General features: G+C 34.5%; 13 protein-coding genes. 2 read left to right on the forward strand and 11 right to left on the reverse strand.

Features of this window, described 5'->3' with window-relative positions:
- Positions 1–41 precede the first annotated feature (41 nt).
- The gene (locus AC23MC_RS02640) at positions 42–2,126 is read left to right on the forward strand and encodes a TonB-dependent receptor (protein ID WP_487566881.1); all 2,085 of its coding nucleotides are present in this window, start codon (positions 42–44) and stop codon (positions 2,124–2,126) included.
- 1 nt (position 2,127) lies between these two features.
- On the opposite strand, the gene AC23MC_RS02645 is transcribed toward AC23MC_RS02640, so the two are convergent.
- From AC23MC_RS02645 to AC23MC_RS02665, 5 genes are all read right to left on the reverse strand, one after another.
- A complete protein-coding gene (locus tag AC23MC_RS02645) occupies positions 2,128–2,553 on the reverse strand; it encodes a c-type cytochrome (RefSeq protein WP_487566882.1) in 426 nt (141 codons plus the stop codon).
- Positions 2,553–3,671 (reverse strand): PQQ-dependent sugar dehydrogenase, encoded by a 1,119-nt coding sequence (locus AC23MC_RS02650; RefSeq protein ID WP_487566883.1) that lies wholly within the window; start codon positions 3,669–3,671, stop codon positions 2,553–2,555. The genes AC23MC_RS02645 and AC23MC_RS02650 overlap by 1 nt, the downstream gene beginning before the upstream one ends.
- A 66-nt stretch (positions 3,672–3,737) precedes the next feature.
- Complete coding sequence (tamL, locus tag AC23MC_RS02655; protein ID WP_487566884.1) at positions 3,738–6,029, reverse strand: translocation and assembly module lipoprotein TamL; 2,292 nt, start codon at positions 6,027–6,029, stop codon at positions 3,738–3,740.
- Complete coding sequence (locus AC23MC_RS02660; RefSeq protein WP_487566885.1) at positions 6,026–10,996, reverse strand: translocation/assembly module TamB domain-containing protein; 4,971 nt, start codon at positions 10,994–10,996, stop codon at positions 6,026–6,028. The genes tamL and AC23MC_RS02660 overlap by 4 nt, the downstream gene beginning before the upstream one ends.
- Before the next feature lie 316 nt (positions 10,997–11,312).
- Positions 11,313–12,194, reverse strand: coding sequence for a PPK2 family polyphosphate kinase (locus AC23MC_RS02665; protein WP_487566886.1), 882 nt, complete (start codon positions 12,192–12,194; stop codon positions 11,313–11,315).
- Positions 12,195–12,241: 47 nt separating this feature from the next.
- Here AC23MC_RS02665 and AC23MC_RS02670 point away from each other — a divergent pair, with 47 nt between their 5' ends.
- On the forward strand, positions 12,242–13,078 hold the full coding sequence (locus AC23MC_RS02670; protein ID WP_487566887.1) for a DUF6929 family protein: 837 nt from the start codon (positions 12,242–12,244) through the stop codon (positions 13,076–13,078).
- A gap of 40 nt (positions 13,079–13,118) precedes the next feature.
- Here the strand turns inward: AC23MC_RS02670 and AC23MC_RS02675 are convergent, their stop codons facing one another.
- From AC23MC_RS02675 to pyrR, 6 genes are all read right to left on the reverse strand, one after another.
- A complete protein-coding gene (locus AC23MC_RS02675) occupies positions 13,119–13,610 on the reverse strand; it encodes a CAP domain-containing protein (protein WP_487566888.1) in 492 nt (163 codons plus the stop codon).
- A gap of 222 nt (positions 13,611–13,832) precedes the next feature.
- Positions 13,833–14,477 (reverse strand): pyridoxamine 5'-phosphate oxidase, encoded by a 645-nt coding sequence (gene pdxH, locus AC23MC_RS02680; protein WP_487566889.1) that lies wholly within the window; start codon positions 14,475–14,477, stop codon positions 13,833–13,835.
- Positions 14,478–14,818: 341 nt separating this feature from the next.
- Entirely contained in the window at positions 14,819–15,724 is a 906-nt protein-coding gene (locus AC23MC_RS02685; protein ID WP_487566890.1) for a ribonuclease Z, read from the reverse strand.
- A 29-nt stretch (positions 15,725–15,753) separates the two neighbouring features.
- Entirely contained in the window at positions 15,754–16,086 is a 333-nt protein-coding gene (locus AC23MC_RS02690; RefSeq protein WP_487566891.1) for a ribonuclease Z, read from the reverse strand.
- 74 nt (positions 16,087–16,160) lie between these two features.
- On the reverse strand, positions 16,161–17,087 hold the full coding sequence (locus AC23MC_RS02695) for an aspartate carbamoyltransferase catalytic subunit (RefSeq protein WP_487566892.1): 927 nt from the start codon (positions 17,085–17,087) through the stop codon (positions 16,161–16,163).
- Positions 17,080–17,643: a bifunctional pyr operon transcriptional regulator/uracil phosphoribosyltransferase PyrR gene (pyrR, locus tag AC23MC_RS02700; protein WP_487566893.1), complete on the reverse strand. Its 564-nt coding sequence runs from the start codon at positions 17,641–17,643 to the stop codon at positions 17,080–17,082. Before pyrR ends, AC23MC_RS02695 begins: the two co-directional genes overlap by 8 nt.
- Between the last annotated feature and the right edge of the window lie 66 nt (positions 17,644–17,709).

Consider the following 17,709-nt stretch of genomic DNA (forward strand, 5'->3'; position numbering starts at 1 on the left):
AGTGGAAAGAAAACCCTAATTTTAACCATAAAACTTAATCATTGCGAAAATCAACAACTTCATTATTACTTTTCGGATTTCTTTTTCTGCTGATTTTAGAGGGGAAAGCACAAACGATTAAAGACACGACTGCTCTTTCTGAAGTGATTTTGATTGGTTCGCCGATAAAAAATACGATGCAAAAAGTGGCTTCGTCGGTTGCTCTAATTTCTGCCAAGGAAATCAATCAAACGGATGGTGTGATTTTGACTCCTCTTCTCAACAAAACGGCCGGCGTTTATATGCAACAAGGAACGTTAAATACTAACCGAATTACGATTCGTGGTATTGGAGCTCGTTCGCAATTTAGCACCAACCGAGTGAAAGCTTATTTTGAAGAAATTCCGTTATCCACGGGAGAAGGTGAAACCACTTTGGAAGATATTGATTTGAGTGTTTTGAATAAAATTGAAATCATCAAAGGACCTAATTCCAGCAGTTTTGGTGCGGGTTTGGGCGTTGTAATTAGCTTATTTGGGAATCAATTTTCAAAAGAAAATTCATTTGTTAAATCGGCAACAACAGTTGGTAGTTTTGGTTTGATAAAAAACTCATTTTCAGGACAAATGTCGAATTCCAAAACAAATTTATATGCCAATTACAGCAATTTGCAAAGCGAAGGTTTTAGAGCAAACAGCAGTTATGACCGACAATCGATTAATTTATTTGGAAAACATCAACTTTCGGAAAAAGGAAAACTCAATTTTATTGGAATTGCCACTCGATTGAAAGCATTTATTCCGAGTTCGATTAACCAAACGGATTTTGATAATTCTCCTGAAATTGCGGCTGCCAATTGGGCTGCAGCTCGAGGTTTTGAATCCTATGATAAATTACTTTTAGGAATTGGTTATGACTATACATTTTCAGAAAAATGGAATTGGAATTCAACTGTATTTTCTAATTTTAAAGTAGCTTATGAACCGAGACCTTTTGATATTTTAGAAGATAACATCGTGAATTTTGGTGTTCGAAGTAAATTAAATTATTCAGATAAAATATTATCCTTACCCACAAAAATAAGTGTTGGAACAGAGTTATTGCGAGAAAAATATACTTTTTCATTGTATGAAAATTCATACCAAACTCAACCTAATCAAGGAAGCATTCAAGGAGATAAATTTAGTGATGCAAGTCAGAACAGAAATTATTTTAATCTTTTTTGGCAGATGGAAATGCAATTGTCAAGAAAGTTAAATTTAGAATCCGGACTTGCTTTTAATCAGACGAATTATACTCAAAAAGACGAATTTGATACAGGTTCAACTACGAAAGAAAAGTATTCTTTTGATGCCATTTTATCGCCAAGAATTGGATTATCCTATCAATTTTCGAAAGGAAAAAATCTCTATTTTTCGGTTAGTAAAGGATTTTCCCACCCAACTGTTGCTGAAACATTAACTCCTGAAGGTGAATTGAATCCGGACATTTTACCGGAAATCGGTATCAATTATGAAATTGGATTTAAAGGTAACTTTTTGAGTAATAAAATTTATACTGAAGTGAATGTTTATGCAACAACCATCAAAAATCTATTAGTTGCCAGACGTGTTGCCGAAGATCAATATGTTGGAATTAATGCCGGAGAAAGTCTTCATCAAGGAATTGAATTTTTAATCAATGGCAAATTAATTTCAACCGAAAAAATTCAATTGAACTCTTATATTTCAGGAAGTTTAAATCATTTTGAATTTGTAGATTTTATTGATAATGACAACGACTTCTCTGGAAATCAATTGCCAAGTGTGCCGGAATTTCAATGGAATTTTGGTTTGAATTTTACGGCAAAATCATTAACATTTTCAACATCGTATCTAACGGTAGGAAAAATGTTTTTAAATGATGCTAATTCGCTTTCTTCGGAAACTTATCAATTGTTAGACATCAATACAAATTATACTTTTTCGATTTGGAAGGATTTAAAAGCTAACCTTCAATTTGGTATTCAAAATAGTTTAGACGAAAAGTATGCAGCGAGTATTTTGCCCAATGCTGTTGGTTTTGGTAATGTTGCTCCAAGGTATTTTTATCCTGGAAATCCTCGAAATTATTATGGCGGGATGAGTTTGAATTATCAATTTAACTAACTTACTTTTTCACAGCTTTTACTTCTGAAACCGTCACCATTTTTGATTGCTTATTTCCCCAAGAATTCATAATATAATTCATCACATCGGCTACTTCATCATCGGTTAAACCTAAAGGAGCCATCATCGAATTATAGTTTTTTCCATTCACTTTTATCGGACCGGATTGACCATATTTAACGGCATGAATACTTTCTTTTCGTTTATTAACCAACCAATCTGAAGAGGCTAACGGAGGAACGGTTTCGCTTCCTTTTCCGTTTCCTAAATGGCATTGCATACAAAAATCAACGTACACTTCTTTTCCTCTACTAATACTTTTTACCAACTCATCGTTTGATGGATTGATAGAATGATAAGTTGAATTTTCGTCGCCAAAAATCAAACTTCCCAATGAGAAAAAAAGCATCAAATAAATTCCTTTCATTATCCTTTTGGTACAATTTTGATAATTCCTTTTCCTTCCACAGCCATGTAAATATATCCGTCAGGACCTTGTTTTACATCTCGTAAACGACCAATATCAGTAGCTACTTTTTGACGACCAACTACTTTTTCTCCGTCTAATTTTACAAGTTCTAAATATTGAAAACTTAGTGAACCTACCAATAAATGACCTTTCCAAGTTGGATAACGGTCTCCGGCCACAAACACCATTCCGCTTGGAGCAATGGATGGTAGCCAATAATAAATGGGTTGCTCCATTCCTTCTTTTTCGGTTAATTTGGATATCGTTGATCCATCATAATCGATTCCGTAAGTAATCACCGGCCAACCATAATTAGCCGCTTTTTTGACAATATTAATTTCATCACCGCCTTTTGGACCGTGTTCGTGAGTCCATATTTTTCCGGAAACAGGGTGCTTTGTCATTCCTTGCGGATTGCGGTGACCGAATGAATAAACTGCTTCTTTTGCTCCTTGTTGACCCACAAATGGATTATCAGTTGGGATTTTTCCATCGTCGTGCAAACGATATACTTTTCCGCCATCTCTTTTTATATCTTGTGGATTTTCAGGATGATTTCCTCTGTCGCCAACAGTAAAATAGACAAAACCATCGTTATCAAATGCAATTCGGGAACCAAAATGATGCCCTTTGTTTGTGTTTGGTGTTGCTTTATAAAGTGTTTGAATTTGCGTAAGACTTTGGCCTTCTAATTTGGCACGAATAAGCTGAGTATGAGCTCCTTTTTCTTCGCCTTCGTCTGAAGAATAAGTAATGTAAATCCATCCGTTTTTATCATAATTTGGATGAACTGCGATGTCCAACAATCCGCCTTGACCTCTGGCAACCACTTTTGGAACATTAGAAATTTCGCTTTTTTTCTTATCCTTCACATGATAAATTATACCTGATTTTTCGGTCACCAACATTGAACCATCCGGAAGCCATGTCATTCCCCACGGAATATCAATGTCGGAAGCAACTGTTTCAAATGTGTATTTAATTTCTTCCGGTTGAAGAACAATATCATTTGCTTTTTCTTGGGCTTTACAACTCGAAAATGTAAAAAGCATAAGTAAAATAAGTGATCGTATCATAATTTATTTTTTTTAAAAATACATAAATATGTTCAGAACAAGTCCTAAAATTAACCCAAAATTTAATTAAAACGGATAACCAATGGCTAAATTGAATACTAAATTTTCTTTTCGCCACGTTCCGCTTCCGAAATTTATATCATCCAAAACCCAACGCTGACCGTCCGGCAGATAAGGTTTTCTAATTGGAAATGCAAAATCGGTTCGCAATACTAAAAATGAAAAATCAAAACGAAGTCCGACACCGGTTCCAACAGCAAGTTCATTTAAAAAATCCTTTGAAAACTTAGAACCTGGTTTGTCTGCATTGTCATTCATCAACCAAATATTTCCGGCATCGATAAAGACAGCTCCTTTTATAAAATTATAAATTTGAGCACGGTATTCGGTGTTGAATTCCAGTTTTACATCACCAGATTCATCCGGTAAAAAAACGCCGGCATTCACAGAGTTATCATATGTTCCGGGGCCGATAGAACGAGCTCTAAATGCACGAATACTATTGGTTCCACCGATAAAAAATTGTTTGATGAATGGCATTTCTTCGGAATTTCCGTAGGCAAATCCGGCTCCTACAATCAATCGACTGGCTATTTGAGATTCTTTTCCTAACCTAAAATAATGACGGAATTCATTTTCAATTTTTACAAACTGACTGAATGGAACATTAAAAATTTCAACTTGCTTATCGTTTTTTACGTTTGCTCCGGTTATTAATCCTGTAATATTTCCTGAAAAATCAATAGCTCCTCTGTAATAAAAAGTGTTCTTTTTTCTACGTTGCATTGTGTTGGTATACGTGTAGGAATACGTTGGTCCAAAAATCAATTGTCTGTCAATAATTCGTTCTAATGTCGGATTAATATCAATCTGATCTTGATACAATTGCGTTACATTTTGCGGACTTGTATACGTGATTTCGGTTACATTAAAATGATGTTCTTTTCGCTCATTTTCTTTCCATAAATAACCAAACGATCCTTTGAAGGTTTGAAGAGAATATAATTTACTTCGTTTTTGAAATTCATAACCAATAGTTGCTTTTGTTTTCGGAACGAATCCACTAGCCGATTCAAATTTAAACGGAGCAATAATTCTTGGCCAAATTAAATTTGCTTCGGTTCCAACTCTATAAACATTAAAACCATTGTTTTGACCTGAAACTTGCACTTCCATTCCGCCAAAAGCCGAGATTGTTAATAATTCTGCACCTTTAAATGTATTGCGATTACTCCAATTAACATTTAATTCTGTTCCGGTATAATTAGCTGAATTGGTTTTTGCCAACAATTCCGTTCGAATTGATTTCTTTGGCATTGGTGTTAAATAATAAAATGTATTCAAGTAATTTCCGGTGGTATCGGCTACTTTAAATTCGTTTTTCACAAACTTAAAAGTTCCCATATTTACCAAACGATTTAGTGACAAATTGTGATTAGTTCTGTTGTATAAATCATTCTTTTTGAAATATAACGTTCGATCGAAAATACGCGGTTCAAATAAATTTTCAGGATCAATAATCGTAAAATCATTATGTCGAACAACGGAATCGGAAGCGATTCGGATACTATCATTTTGAATCGTATAATTCGGATAAACGACAATATCTTTTATGCGAAATTGTTTCTTAGCCAAAACCGGAATATCATCTTTAATTTTCACAACTAAATCTACTTGATGTGGAGCGACTGTTGTGTCGGCTTGAATCAATAAATAATCAGCATTGAAATAATAATATCCTTTTTCTTTCAAACGGGAATCAATGCGAATTCGTTCTTCTTTAATTGTTTCTAAACTGTAGCCTTGTTTTGGACGTAAGCGACTTCGTCTAGTTGATTCACGAATATCTTTTGCCAGCTGAGTAGAATCTTCCGGAAAAGTTACATTCCGAATGATGTATTGTTTTTTGGGTGTAACAGTATAAACAACACTTGCTTTTTTATTTCTTCGAGTAGAATCGGATTTTGTTTCAGCATTAAAATAACCGCTGTTTTCTACATAATTCTGTAAAACGTCTTGATTGTATTGGCGATCGACTTTACTGAATAAAACCGGTGCTTCTCCAACCGTATTTCTCAACCAATGACGAAATCCTTTTTCTTTTTTGGGTTCGCCAGCAAGGTTATAAAAATATAATTTCGGTTTTAATCCTAAAATAGATGAATTCGGTTTTGGACGTGGTAATTCATTCAACTGAGTTTTTAACTCCTTTTTTTCGCTTTTGGAGAGACTGTCTCCTTCCACTTTTACTTTTGCTCCGGTGTATAACAATTCACCTTCGGGCAAAAAACGCGTGTTGCTGCAAGAAGCAAAAAATGCAATGATGGAAAAAATATATAGTTTATTCAAGTTCTTCATGGATTCTTTTTTGAATTCTCTTCTTTTTTCTTGCTGAAAATTTCTCTGAATTTATTGTAATCAATCGTGATAATAAATGCCACTCCGGTTTCTACAACTTCACCTAAAAGGGCAACTTGATAAAGGTTTTTACGATACGCTTTTACGCGATAACGACCGTCTTTAGACAATTGATATTCTGCAGAAATGTCTCCTGCAATGTTGGTGGCATCTTGGTTTTCTTGTTGCGGACCTTCTAATCCAAAACTGCTTCCAACGGTAATTTTCAAACGATCGTCTAACAACTTTTTAGAGAGAGCTACATTCAAATCTGTTCGGGTTTCTCTTTGTCCTGTCGTAAAATCATCGGAAGAATCTAAATCGAATTCCATTTCGACACCTTTAATCAAATCGCCTGCCAAATTGTTTAACTGTTGCGACAAAATTTTACTGGCACTATCTCTCGCCAATGATTCAGCCGATGGACCGCCTGATGATGCAAAAGTGGTTTCACTCACAAATCGATTCAATAATAACAAAGCAAAAACTTGTTTGTTTAACTCATCCGGTTGTTGACGTAATTGGGACAGTTTTGCCTGAGTCATATTGATAATATCCGCAGAAACACTATTATTTCCATCTGGCAAAACTATATCAAATGAAATGTTTGGCTTCATTAATTCACCTGTCATAATCAATTCTGTTTCAAACGGAATACGTTGCAAATAGCGAGTTCTAACATCGGCTGAAACTGCTCCTAATTGATCACTGACTAAATCTAACGGAGAAGTTTCTGTTTTATAAACTGCTGTGATATTGATGTTTGCCGAAGTTGGTTCGCCTGTCCAAAGAATGTAACTGCCGGATTTAATGTCGAATTTTCGTTTGATTAAATTGAAATTCATTTCATAACTACCTTCGGTAAATTCGTATCTTCCTGTCAAAGTTGTTTTACCGGAAGGATCAATTCCGCCACTCAATTGAGCTTCACCTTTTAATTTTAAGAAATCTCCGTTGGCTTTATCAATGATGATGGAAAACTCGGCTTCTTTATCAATTTCGATGTTGACGGCGGCTAAAATTCCACGAATATCGGATGTGTTTAATGAATCTTTCATCGTCAACGCATCATCAAACAATTTTACTGTATTAGGGTCGATGAATTCAACAATTCCCTCGCGATCAGCAATAGAAGGATCGGATTGAGGCAAAACAACTGTGAATTTTGTATCTTCATTTACCTTCAAACTTCCGTTAACAACCGGACTCGCTAAATCGCCTTTGATATCTAATTTTGTATCAATATATAATTCACCATAAAATAAATCACTGTCTTTGGCTGTTGAATTAATCGCTTTAAAATTATCAGCAACAACGTTTAAATCGAATTGAAAATCTTGAAAAGTGGAAGTCAAAATTCTTCCGTTTATATTCAAATCATTGTCTTTTTCATCTTTAATTCCAAAATTGTCAAAAACGATGGATTCTCCTGTAAATTTGATTTGATCATTAATGGATTTAAAATTGGAATTGAGAGAAGTAACTTTAAATCCGATTTCATTAAAATCTAACGTTCCAACTACATTTGGTTTGTCAACTGTTCCTGAAATATCGAAATTTCCGGTGAAAAAACCGGTGCTGTTGGTCAAATTCCCCATTGTGAAACCTTGAATACTTTTTAAATTCAATCGGTCAATGTCTAATTTCATTTCAAAACTGCTGTCGCTTGTGCGATAAAAACCATTCAAATCTACTTTGTTTTCTTGGCTTGTAATCGAAACTTCTGCGTTGAGAGTAGAAGCGGTTTCATTGTTCACTTTCAGTTTAACATCGCCAACGGTATCTTTTTTGAATGTGAAATTTTCAATTGTTAAATCGGAAGTAAAAATTGGTGTTGAATTGATATCTCTAACATTGGCATTACCGTTGATTTTTCCGGTCATTTCTAACTGACTTTGTTGAGCGAAACTAGTCAACGTTTCAATCTCAAAATTCTCAAAATCGATTGAAATTGGAGAACTCATATCGCTGGTTTCCGATTGAATAGTTAACTTATTTTCGCCTTTGGACAAATCAAAATTGGTTGCATTAACTCCTTGTTGCCCAAAACGAATGAGATTATCGGCCGCCAATTGCCACTCGTTGTAATTTAGAATTAGTTTTTCTGAATCTAAACTCACTTCATTTATTCCGTTTTTGGCTTCTAATCTTCCGGCTAAATAATAACGTTCTTCATCTTTCGCATCGAGCAATTGTAATGCATAATTCACCACATTATTTTCAACTTTTCCGCTTACAATCGTATGCGGAATTTGAAATTGTTCGCTTTGAATATCATCAACTTCTAAATTATAAACCAACGCATTTTCTTCGGTTTTCAAATCGATTACCGCATTGGAAACTGTAATTTTTCCATATTTTACCAATGGAATTCTGCCTTTAATAATGATAGAATCGTTCACCGTATTGTATCTTCCATCGATCGAAATCGGTTCTAAACCGGTTAAATCAGGAACAATTTTTTGCAACATTGGCGTATTTTTTACCTCGACATTGAATGCAAAATGTTGTTCTTCTGAATTTTTTACAGATGGATTTCCTGATGAATTATAATATTTTTGAATGGAATTTGAAAGTGATTCGCCAATTTTTGATAATTTGTATTTTCCTAAAATCGCCGCATCTACAAATTGAGATTCTAGTTTTATACTATTATTTTCAACGGTTGATTCTGCTGAAATTTTAACTGAATCTAATACAAATTGCTCTTTTTCGTTGGCTAAAATAAATTCGTGTAACACCACATCGCCATTTAAAAAATCAATGTCGGTGGAAGTCATATCGGCTTCAACAATTCCTTTGAATCGGAAAGGTTTTTCCATAAAATTGAGTTTTTCCAAATCAACCATTTCTAAATTTAACTTCAGTTTTCCGGTTGGATATTCGGTTTTGAAACTTCCTGAAGCAATTCCGTCAAACGTGATATTTGGATCTTGACTTGCGGTTGTGATTTCAAAATCGCCATTTTGGATTGCTCCTTTTAATGAAACATTTTGGTAAGTGTATGAATTGTAAGTCGCTTTAATCACCTCTAAATAAGCATCGGCGGAAGCTGTTTTAGGCTCTAAACCAACACCTTTTACATCTGCTTTTAAAGTTAATTTTCCGATGGAATCGTTTTTAATTAATTTTCCTAAATCAAATTCCGTCAAGTCAATTTGAGCATCATACTGTTCATTTCCTTTTTTGGATTGATCAAAAAGAGCAACCACTTTTGCATCTCCGAAACTGCTTTTTAAATTCAAATTGGTGGCAAAATCATTGATTAATCCTTTGAAATTTCCATTGAGTTTAAATGTGGTTGGAAGTTGAATATTCGATGGAATTGTATTTAGTGGAACAAATGTCAACACATCTTTGGACGTAGATTGAAATTGATCAATCGCTAGATCAAAATATGTTTTTTCGATATCCGGTAGACCAACAATTCTACCCGAAAGTGATGCATTGGTTTGACCAATTCCGCTGATTTCAAAAAATAGAATTTCTAGGTTATCTAATTTTCCTGAAAGTTCTGTATTTAAAAGCAAAATGGCGTTTGGATGACTTTTAAACGGATTATCCTTAGCCAATTGCGGAGCAAAAAGCAACAAATCCTGAAAGGCTATTTTGGTTTGTAAAAGTCGAGCATCAAGGGTAATAGTAGATGGATCTTCGCTAATAGATTCAAGCGAAGGAAAACCAATCACTAACTTATTTTTAATTTCGGTTTGTGGTGTTTTTATAGCTAATTTTTCAAGTGAAATTCCGGTTGGAGTCATCTTGAAAACGGTTGAAAACGATTGAATTTCTAAACCACTTTTGTCATTCACTTGAAACGAATGAATGTTGGCCGCCATATTTTCGGTGGTGTAGCTTAGTTTTGAAGCATCAAGATTTAGGTTTTGAAGATGAAGATGTTTATAATCAATTCCTTTAGCAATTGGGGCTGATTTTTCATCATCAAATTGAAAGTCTAATTTTTCAACTAAAATTTTGTCGAGTTTAACTTTCCAATTGTTGGATGCTGTTTCCGTTGATGGTTCTTTGGTTACTTGTTCTTCTATTTTTCCGAGAACTAAGTTGGCTTTGGTTTGTTTCAAATCCAATGAAGCGATGTCGATGAATTGTTTTTTTAGATCGATTTCATTAAAACTAACCACTAATTTTTGAAACGCTAATCCGGTTTTTAGTTGATTAGATTCACTTTCAAAACGAATGTCGATTTTTCCTAAATCGACTTCGCCTATTTTCAATTTTAGGTTGGGTTCGTTTTTGGCATCTTCTGCTACTTCTTCTGTGTTTTGAAGCACTTGTGCGATACCTTGTTTAAGTTGAAGTTTTAAGCCATCAATTTCGATTTTTGGTACTTCGAAATCTAAATTTTCTAAATCAAAAGTTTTAATTCGCGTGTTGAAATGACCTAAATTTAGTTTAAAATCATTTTGCGTTAACGCATCGTCAAACGTAAAACGAATGTTGTTTAAATTGATTTTGTCTAACGAAATTTCGGTTGGTTCAGATTCCGGTTTTGGTTCTTCGGAAGAAAAGGCTTTGATGATGTAATCGAAGTTGAATTCGCCTTCACTATTTCGGTTGATGTTGGCTACGACACCGGTTAGTTCAACATTTTCGATATCAACTTTGCTGCTGATGAGTTTGAATAAGCTGATGTTGACCAATACTTTTTCGCCATACAAAAGTGTATCCTTTTGCTGATCTTGGAAATAAATTCCTTCTACGATGACGTTTTTGGGTAAACCGATTTCGATTCGGTCAATGGAAACTTTGGTTTTAATTTTGTCTTCGATGTAGCTAACAGCTTTGTCTTTTACAAAATTCTGAACGGCAGGAACTTGCAATAAAATTACTAAAAGGAGAAATGTTAGCACGATGGAACCAATTATCCAAAGTAAAATTCGTACTACCTTTTTTAAGTTCTTTTTCAACGTGTCCTTTTGGGTTTAAAATTAGCTTATTTTGTTGAGTTTTCAAGTGTTAAAAAATGAAAATCCTTACAAAGGTAATTTTCTACTAATGAAAGTGATTATATTTTAACGTTGATTTGTTACAGAATTACCATATTTTGTAATGAAATGGTTTGACGGCACTGTTTCCGCCAGGGATAGCAGCGGAAATCCCGGAGAGCCAAAACACTAAAAAACTTGCCGCAAAAAAGCGACCGGCGGAAGCTCTTTTTACGGCTTAGTTTTTTGTGTTTTGGCTTGAGGAATTGCAGCGGATAGCCCGTAGTGCGGCCAAATGCTATTCTTCGGATTTTAGCAAATCGTGATACATTTTGATATTGTCTTTTACTTTGTCTTCTAGTTCCGGTTCTTTGATTTCGGTGTATTTTTGAAGCTCTTCGAGAATGGTTTTGGCCACAATATAGCGAGAGGTTTCTTTGTTGTCTGCCGGCACGATATACCACGGTGCATGCGGTTTTGAGGTGCGATTGATGGCATCTTCGTAACAATTTTGATAGTCGTTCCACAACGCACGTTCTTTTAGATCGCCGGGCGAAAATTTCCAATTGTGTTTCTCAGTTTCGAGTCGGCGAAGAAGTCGTTGACGTTGCTCTTCCTTACTGAGATGAAGGTAGAATTTGAGGATGATTACGCCGTTTGAAGCGATGTGTTTTTCGAATGCATTGATGCTTTCAAAACGGTTTTCCCAGAATTCGGGTGTGATATCTTCGACGGTTTCTATGCCGGGAATGTTTTCGTTGAGAATGTATTCGGGGTGAACGCGAGTTACTAGTACATTTTCATAATGCGTTCGGTTAAAGACGGCGAATTTTCCTTTTTCGGGAAGTGCAATGTAATGCCGCCACAAATAATCGTGTTCCAATTCGGTGGAATTGGGTGTTTTAAAACTGTGAACTACCACGCCACGAGCGTTAAATTCTTTGAAAACTTCGCGAATGAGGCTGTCTTTTCCGGCAGTGTCCATTCCTTGCAAGCAAATGAGTACTCCGTAACGGTTGTGAGCATACATCGTGTCTTGCAATTTGCTCAACTTTTCACGGGTTTTTTGAAGTATTTTTTCCTTCTTTTTTTCGGAAGTTTCTATGTCTAAAAAAGTGGGGGTATTGGATAAACTAATTTCGGAATCGACTCTAAAATGTTCCGGTTTTATATTTTTCATTTGATGTGGATTAGATTGATTAATTTTACACCAAAGTACAAAAAAGTATGGACAAATTTAAATTAGAGTTATTTTTTCAGATTTTGGGAATTGGAGCGACTTCGGGTTTGGTGTTTGAAAATGATTCGCTCTTCTTGATTTCTGATTCGAGTTCGTTTTTGTATGAATATAATTTTAAGAAAGAGAAATTAGACAAGATTGAATTGTTTGAAAATAGTCAAGAATCTATTGCGAAAAAAGATAAACCTGATTTTGAATCGATTTTGAAAACCGGAGATTCGATTTTGGTTTTGGGCTCGGGTTCGACTGAAAAAAGAATGATTTTGGCAGAATATAATCTGAAAACTAAAAAATATTCTTTCGATGATTTACGTGATTTGTTTTCAAAAATATCAGAATCATCAGGAGTTGACAAAGAAAATTTGAATATTGAGGGTGTTGTGAAATATGAAAATAAATGGTTTTTATTTCAGAGAGGAAATGGCTCGGCAAGTCAGAATGGTATTTTTGTTTTAAGTGAATCGATTGAAAATCCTAGTAAAATTGATTTTGTTACAATCACTTTACCAAAAGAAAAAAATGTCAATGTAACTTTTACAGATGCCGTTTTAGTGGAAAATCAAATTTATTTTTTGGCATCTGCCGAAGATTCAAATTCTACTTATGAAGATGGTGTTGTTTTAGGAAGTTGGATTGGAGCAATAAATCCTTCTACTTTTAAAATAGATTTTACTGAGAAAATTACTGATAAACATAAATTTGAGGGAATAACGGTTTATAAAAATTCTAAATCCGAAATCACTTTCTTACTTTGCGAAGACAATGATTCGGAGATTTTGAAATCGGACATTTATAAATTATCCATAAAAAAAACCACTCGATAACGAATGGTTCTTCTTAGGTTAAGGCAAATTCGGGGCAAAATTACCTTTTCATAAAAATGTTGGTGTAGTATTTTTTTCCTGTGGTTGGATTTGTTTTAACTGATATTCCGAAATGTGTAAAATCTCCTTCAATGTTATCTTTGTGGCCGTCGCTCATTAACCAAGCGTTTAAAACACCTTCGTTTGATTGATAATTATAAGCTACATTTTCACTTACTTGAACAGCTCCCAAAACTTGTTTAATGTTAGTTGCTCTTTGGTCAAAATATTGGTGACCAACTACATCATTTTCAATCATATAGTCATTATGTTCAGACGATTTGTAAGAAATGTGATTGATTTGTTCTAATGGATTTAACCCAACACTTACTCTGTGGTTATTGATTTTGTTCATTAAATCCAACTCAGTTTCGTTATAAGAAAAATTCTCAACGACTGGCGTTACAGTATCTTCTGATGAATCAGAAGAACAAGAAATCAAAGTGAACACAATTGCGAATGGCAACAATGCTCTAAACATTTTTGCTTTCATAGTAGTAGGTTAAGTTTTAAAAGTAGATGTGGGGCAAATACCTTTTTATTATCTAAATATTTTTTAGCGTTTGATAGATGTGGGGCAAATATCTTGGTGCTTTATAATTTGAGAACGTATATCTTGTTAGACAGTTCAATATTACTACTATATTCGTTAAAGTGCCAAATAAAATCGATGAAATGCACTTTTTTTATTTTTATCTAGATTTTTTCTTACATATTAAGGTGCTAATCTTTCAATTTTCCAAGAATAATCATTTTGAAGTTGATATCGAATTCGGTCATGAAGACGATTTGGTCTTCCTTGCCAAAATTCTACTTCTTGCGGACGAACTAAAAATCCGCCCCAAAAAGATGGACGAGGAATTTCTTTTCCTTCAAATTCAGATTCTAAAGCTTTGAGTCTCTCTTCTAAAACAGTTCTAGACTCAATTACCCTACTTTGGTTAGAAACAATTGCTCCTAATTTACTTCCATCCGGACGAGAGTCAAAATAATTATCCGAAAGTTGGGCAGACGTTTTCTCTGCAATACCTTTAATAATAACTTGTCTTTCCATTGAATGCCAAAAAAAGGAAAGACAAACATTAGGATTTGCTTCGATGGCTTTTCCTTTTTCGGATTCATAATTTGTATAAAAAATAAATCCTTCTTCGTTGAATTTTTTAAGTAAAACTACACGAGACTTTGGAAAACCGTCATTCCCGATAGTAGAAACCGTCATGGCATTCACTTCTTCAATATTGCCTTGTTCTTCGGTTTCATAAAACCAACGGTGAAATAAATTGATTGGATCTTCCGGAATGTTGGTTTCCAAAAGTTCGCTTTTTTCGTATGATTTTCGGTAATTGCTGAGATCTTCCATTTTATGTTGTTACTTAGGTATTGAGTGGCTAAGGTACAAATAAATGGGTTTTCAAATACAGTTTGCAGTTGCAGATTTCAGATGTAAGTGTTCAGTTTGTTAACAGTTAGAAGCGAATGGCTTGGGCTTTTCCAGCCATCCATTTTCCCGCTTTCCGCTCTATCTTTTGTTTCGCAAGCTACACAAAAGGATGCCGCTTCAATCGGGGCTAGAAAGGAAACAAATCGCCTACTTGGAAACAAAAACCGGAAAGAAAAAATATTTCTCACAGAAACCACAGAATTCACAGAATAACCCGAAACTTGCAACTTTTAACTCGCAACTTTCAACTCGCAACCTTTCTAAAACTCAAACTCCTTCCCATCTTCCGCCAAAAGCACATTAGGGAAAATAGTTTCTGCTTCAGTTCTAAACAATTCAATCGATTCGTAGCGAGTGGAATAATGTCCAAGTACAAGATTTTTTACATTTGCTTTTAAAGCGATTGTAGCAGCTTGCTTGGCTGTAGTATGCATTGTTTTTTCTGCCAAATGCGATTCTTTTTCTAAAAAAGTAGATTCGTGATACAAAACATCAACATTTTCAAATATCGGAATTAAATCTTCATCATAAACCGTATCCGAACAAAAAGCATAACTTTTTTCGTGGTCAGGATCAAATGTGATTTCGTGATTGGGAATAATTGTTCCGTTATCTAAAGTGATATCGCCGCCGTATTTTATTTTTTGGTAATAAACGACATCAATTCCAAGATTTTGAATTTTATCGATGTTCAATTTTCGTTCTTTATTTTTTTCTTGGAATAGAAATCCGTTGGTGTAAATTCGGTGTTTAAGCGGAATGGTTTTGACAATCACTTTTTCATCTTCAAAAAGCACTTCACTTTCTTTTGATTCTAATTCATGGAAATAAAGGTTGTAACCTGTAAATGAATTTCCGGCACGCAATTGCAATAAAATTAACTCTTTAATTCCTTTTGGTCCATACACATGTAAATCACTTTCACGATTAAGCAGCATAAACGTAGAAATCAATCCCACCAAACCAAAAAAATGATCACCGTGTAAATGCGAAATAAAAATATGATTGATTTTTGAGAATTTAATTTTATTCTTCCGCAATTGCACTTGTGTTCCTTCACCACAATCAATCAAAAACATACGGTTTTTAATTTCTAAAACCTGTGAAGTCGGATTGGTGATTGTGCGTGGTGTGGCGGCGTAACAGCCGAGGATGGTTAGTTTCATAAAGGAAGTTGTCGGTTGTTTGTTGTCGGTTAAAAACCCAAATCCCTTTCAATTTCTTCCATTTCGATGATGTCGTGAGCTTCTAAAAGTGTTGGTACAACTGTTAATTTGGTTGGAACATCATTAAAATCGATATCTTGAACCACGATGACAAAAGATTTTTTCCCTTTTTTATGTGTTTTGGATAAATCACTGAACAATTTTATCTGTTTCAGTTTTACTTCTTTATCCATCGACATATCCAAAATTAAATTCTGATTTTTAAAGCTATTGTGTTGCGTAGTTACTTTTTCAAGAAAAGCTACACAATCGCCTTGGGTATTTTTTAAAATAGTAGTATGTCCTTTTTGATCGACTTTCATATATTGGAGTTGCTGAGATTCTGAGTTGATGAGAAACTGAGTTTTCAATATCTCAACTACTAAAATACAAAAAATTATTTAATCTTAGAAGCCAAAAGATAAATAACCGCCATTCTAATCGCTACGCCGTTTTCAACTTGTTCTAAAATAACGGATTGTTTGGAGTCGGCTACATCACTTGTGATTTCCACTCCTCGATTAATCGGACCCGGATGCATGATGACAATTTCTTTATTTAAAGAGTCTAAAAGTGCTTTATCCACACCATATTGCTGAGCATATTCTCTTGTTGAAGGAAAATAATTCACATCCATTCGTTCATTTTGAACACGAAGCATATTAGCAACATCACACCATTCTAATGCTTTTCTCAAATTAGGTTCAACCGTAACTCCTAAACTTTCAATGTGTTTTGGAATTAATGTTTTAGGTCCGCACACTTTTACTTCTGCTCCTTGCATTTTAAGGGCAAAAATATTGGAAAGTGCCACTCTGGAATGAAGAATATCTCCAACAATTACCACCTTCTTACCTCCTACTTCACCCAATCGTTCACGTATTGAATAACTGTCTAATAACGCTTGTGTAGGATGTTCATGAGCTCCGTCACCGGCATTGATAATACTTGCTTTTACATTTTTTGATAGAAAATAAGCTGCACCGGGATTAGCGTGACGCATCACAACCATATCGACTTTCATTGCCAAAATATTGTTGACTGTATCAATTAATGTTTCTCCTTTTTTTACGGATGATTGAGCCGCAGAAAAACTAATTACATCAGCAGAAAGTCGTTTTTGAGCGAGTTCGAAAGATAATTTTGTCCGTGTGCTATTTTCGAAAAAGATGTTAGCAATTGTAATATCCCGCAAAGACGGAACTTTTTTAATCGGACGGTTAATCACTTCTTTAAAATGATCGGCTGTTTCAAAAATAAGTTGAATATCTTCCGGTTGAAGGTATTTAATGCCTAATAAATGGTTGACAGTTAGTTCAGACATTTTCAGGTGTTTGTGTGTTAGTAGTTATTAAATATACAGTATCTTCGCCTTCATTTTCAGTCCAGCAAACTTTCACTTTTTCATTATTAATGGCGTCCACTTGTCTTCCACGATAATCGGGTTGAATGGGTAAATGACGGCTAAATCTTCTATCAATGAGTACCAAAAGCTCAATTTCACTTGGTCTTCCGAAGGATTGAATGGCAGTCAAAGCCGATCGAATACTTCTTCCTGTGTATAAAACATCATCAATAAATATGACTTTTTTATCTTCGACAATAAAATCAATTTCGGTTTTATTGGCTTCCAATGGTTTTTCGCCACGACGGAAATCATCTCTAAAAAAAGTGATGTCTAACAAGCCGAATTTTATATTTTTAACTTGGTATTCTTCTTGTAAAAGTTGAACGACTCTTTTGGCTAAGAAAGATCCGCGAGGCTGTAATCCGATAATGATTGTATCTGAGAAATCAAGGTGTTTTTCAATCAGCTGACAGGCCAAACGATGGAGAATGATATTGACTTCTTTGGAAGTGAGCAATACTTTTTGACTCATGGTTGTGTTGTTTGGTGTGTAAAGATATAATTTTTTACGATTTATTTTAAAAAAAATCCCGAAACA

This window comes from Flavobacterium sp. T50_26 (assembly GCF_057652995.1).

What these genes read in the sequence shown, in the direction of transcription:
- AC23MC_RS02665 (WP_487566886.1), bottom strand. Translation starts at nt 12,194, where the DNA reads ATGAAAAATATAAAACCGGAACATTTTAGAGTCGATTCCGAAATTAGT.
- AC23MC_RS02695 (WP_487566892.1), bottom strand. Translation starts at nt 17,087, where the DNA reads ATGTCTGAACTAACTGTCAACCATTTATTAGGCATTAAATACCTTCAA.
- pdxH (WP_487566889.1), bottom strand. Translation starts at nt 14,477, where the DNA reads ATGGAAGATCTCAGCAATTACCGAAAATCATACGAAAAAAGCGAACTT.
- AC23MC_RS02685 (WP_487566890.1), bottom strand. Translation starts at nt 15,724, where the DNA reads ATGAAACTAACCATCCTCGGCTGTTACGCCGCCACACCACGCACAATC.
- tamL (WP_487566884.1), bottom strand. Translation starts at nt 6,029, where the DNA reads ATGAAGAACTTGAATAAACTATATATTTTTTCCATCATTGCATTTTTT.
- AC23MC_RS02650 (WP_487566883.1), bottom strand. Translation starts at nt 3,671, where the DNA reads ATGATACGATCACTTATTTTACTTATGCTTTTTACATTTTCGAGTTGT.
- AC23MC_RS02675 (WP_487566888.1), bottom strand. Translation starts at nt 13,610, where the DNA reads ATGAAAGCAAAAATGTTTAGAGCATTGTTGCCATTCGCAATTGTGTTC.
- AC23MC_RS02645 (WP_487566882.1), bottom strand. Translation starts at nt 2,553, where the DNA reads ATGAAAGGAATTTATTTGATGCTTTTTTTCTCATTGGGAAGTTTGATT.
- AC23MC_RS02690 (WP_487566891.1), bottom strand. Translation starts at nt 16,086, where the DNA reads ATGAAAGTCGATCAAAAAGGACATACTACTATTTTAAAAAATACCCAA.
- pyrR (WP_487566893.1), bottom strand. Translation starts at nt 17,643, where the DNA reads ATGAGTCAAAAAGTATTGCTCACTTCCAAAGAAGTCAATATCATTCTC.
- AC23MC_RS02670 (WP_487566887.1), top strand. Translation starts at nt 12,242, where the DNA reads ATGGACAAATTTAAATTAGAGTTATTTTTTCAGATTTTGGGAATTGGA.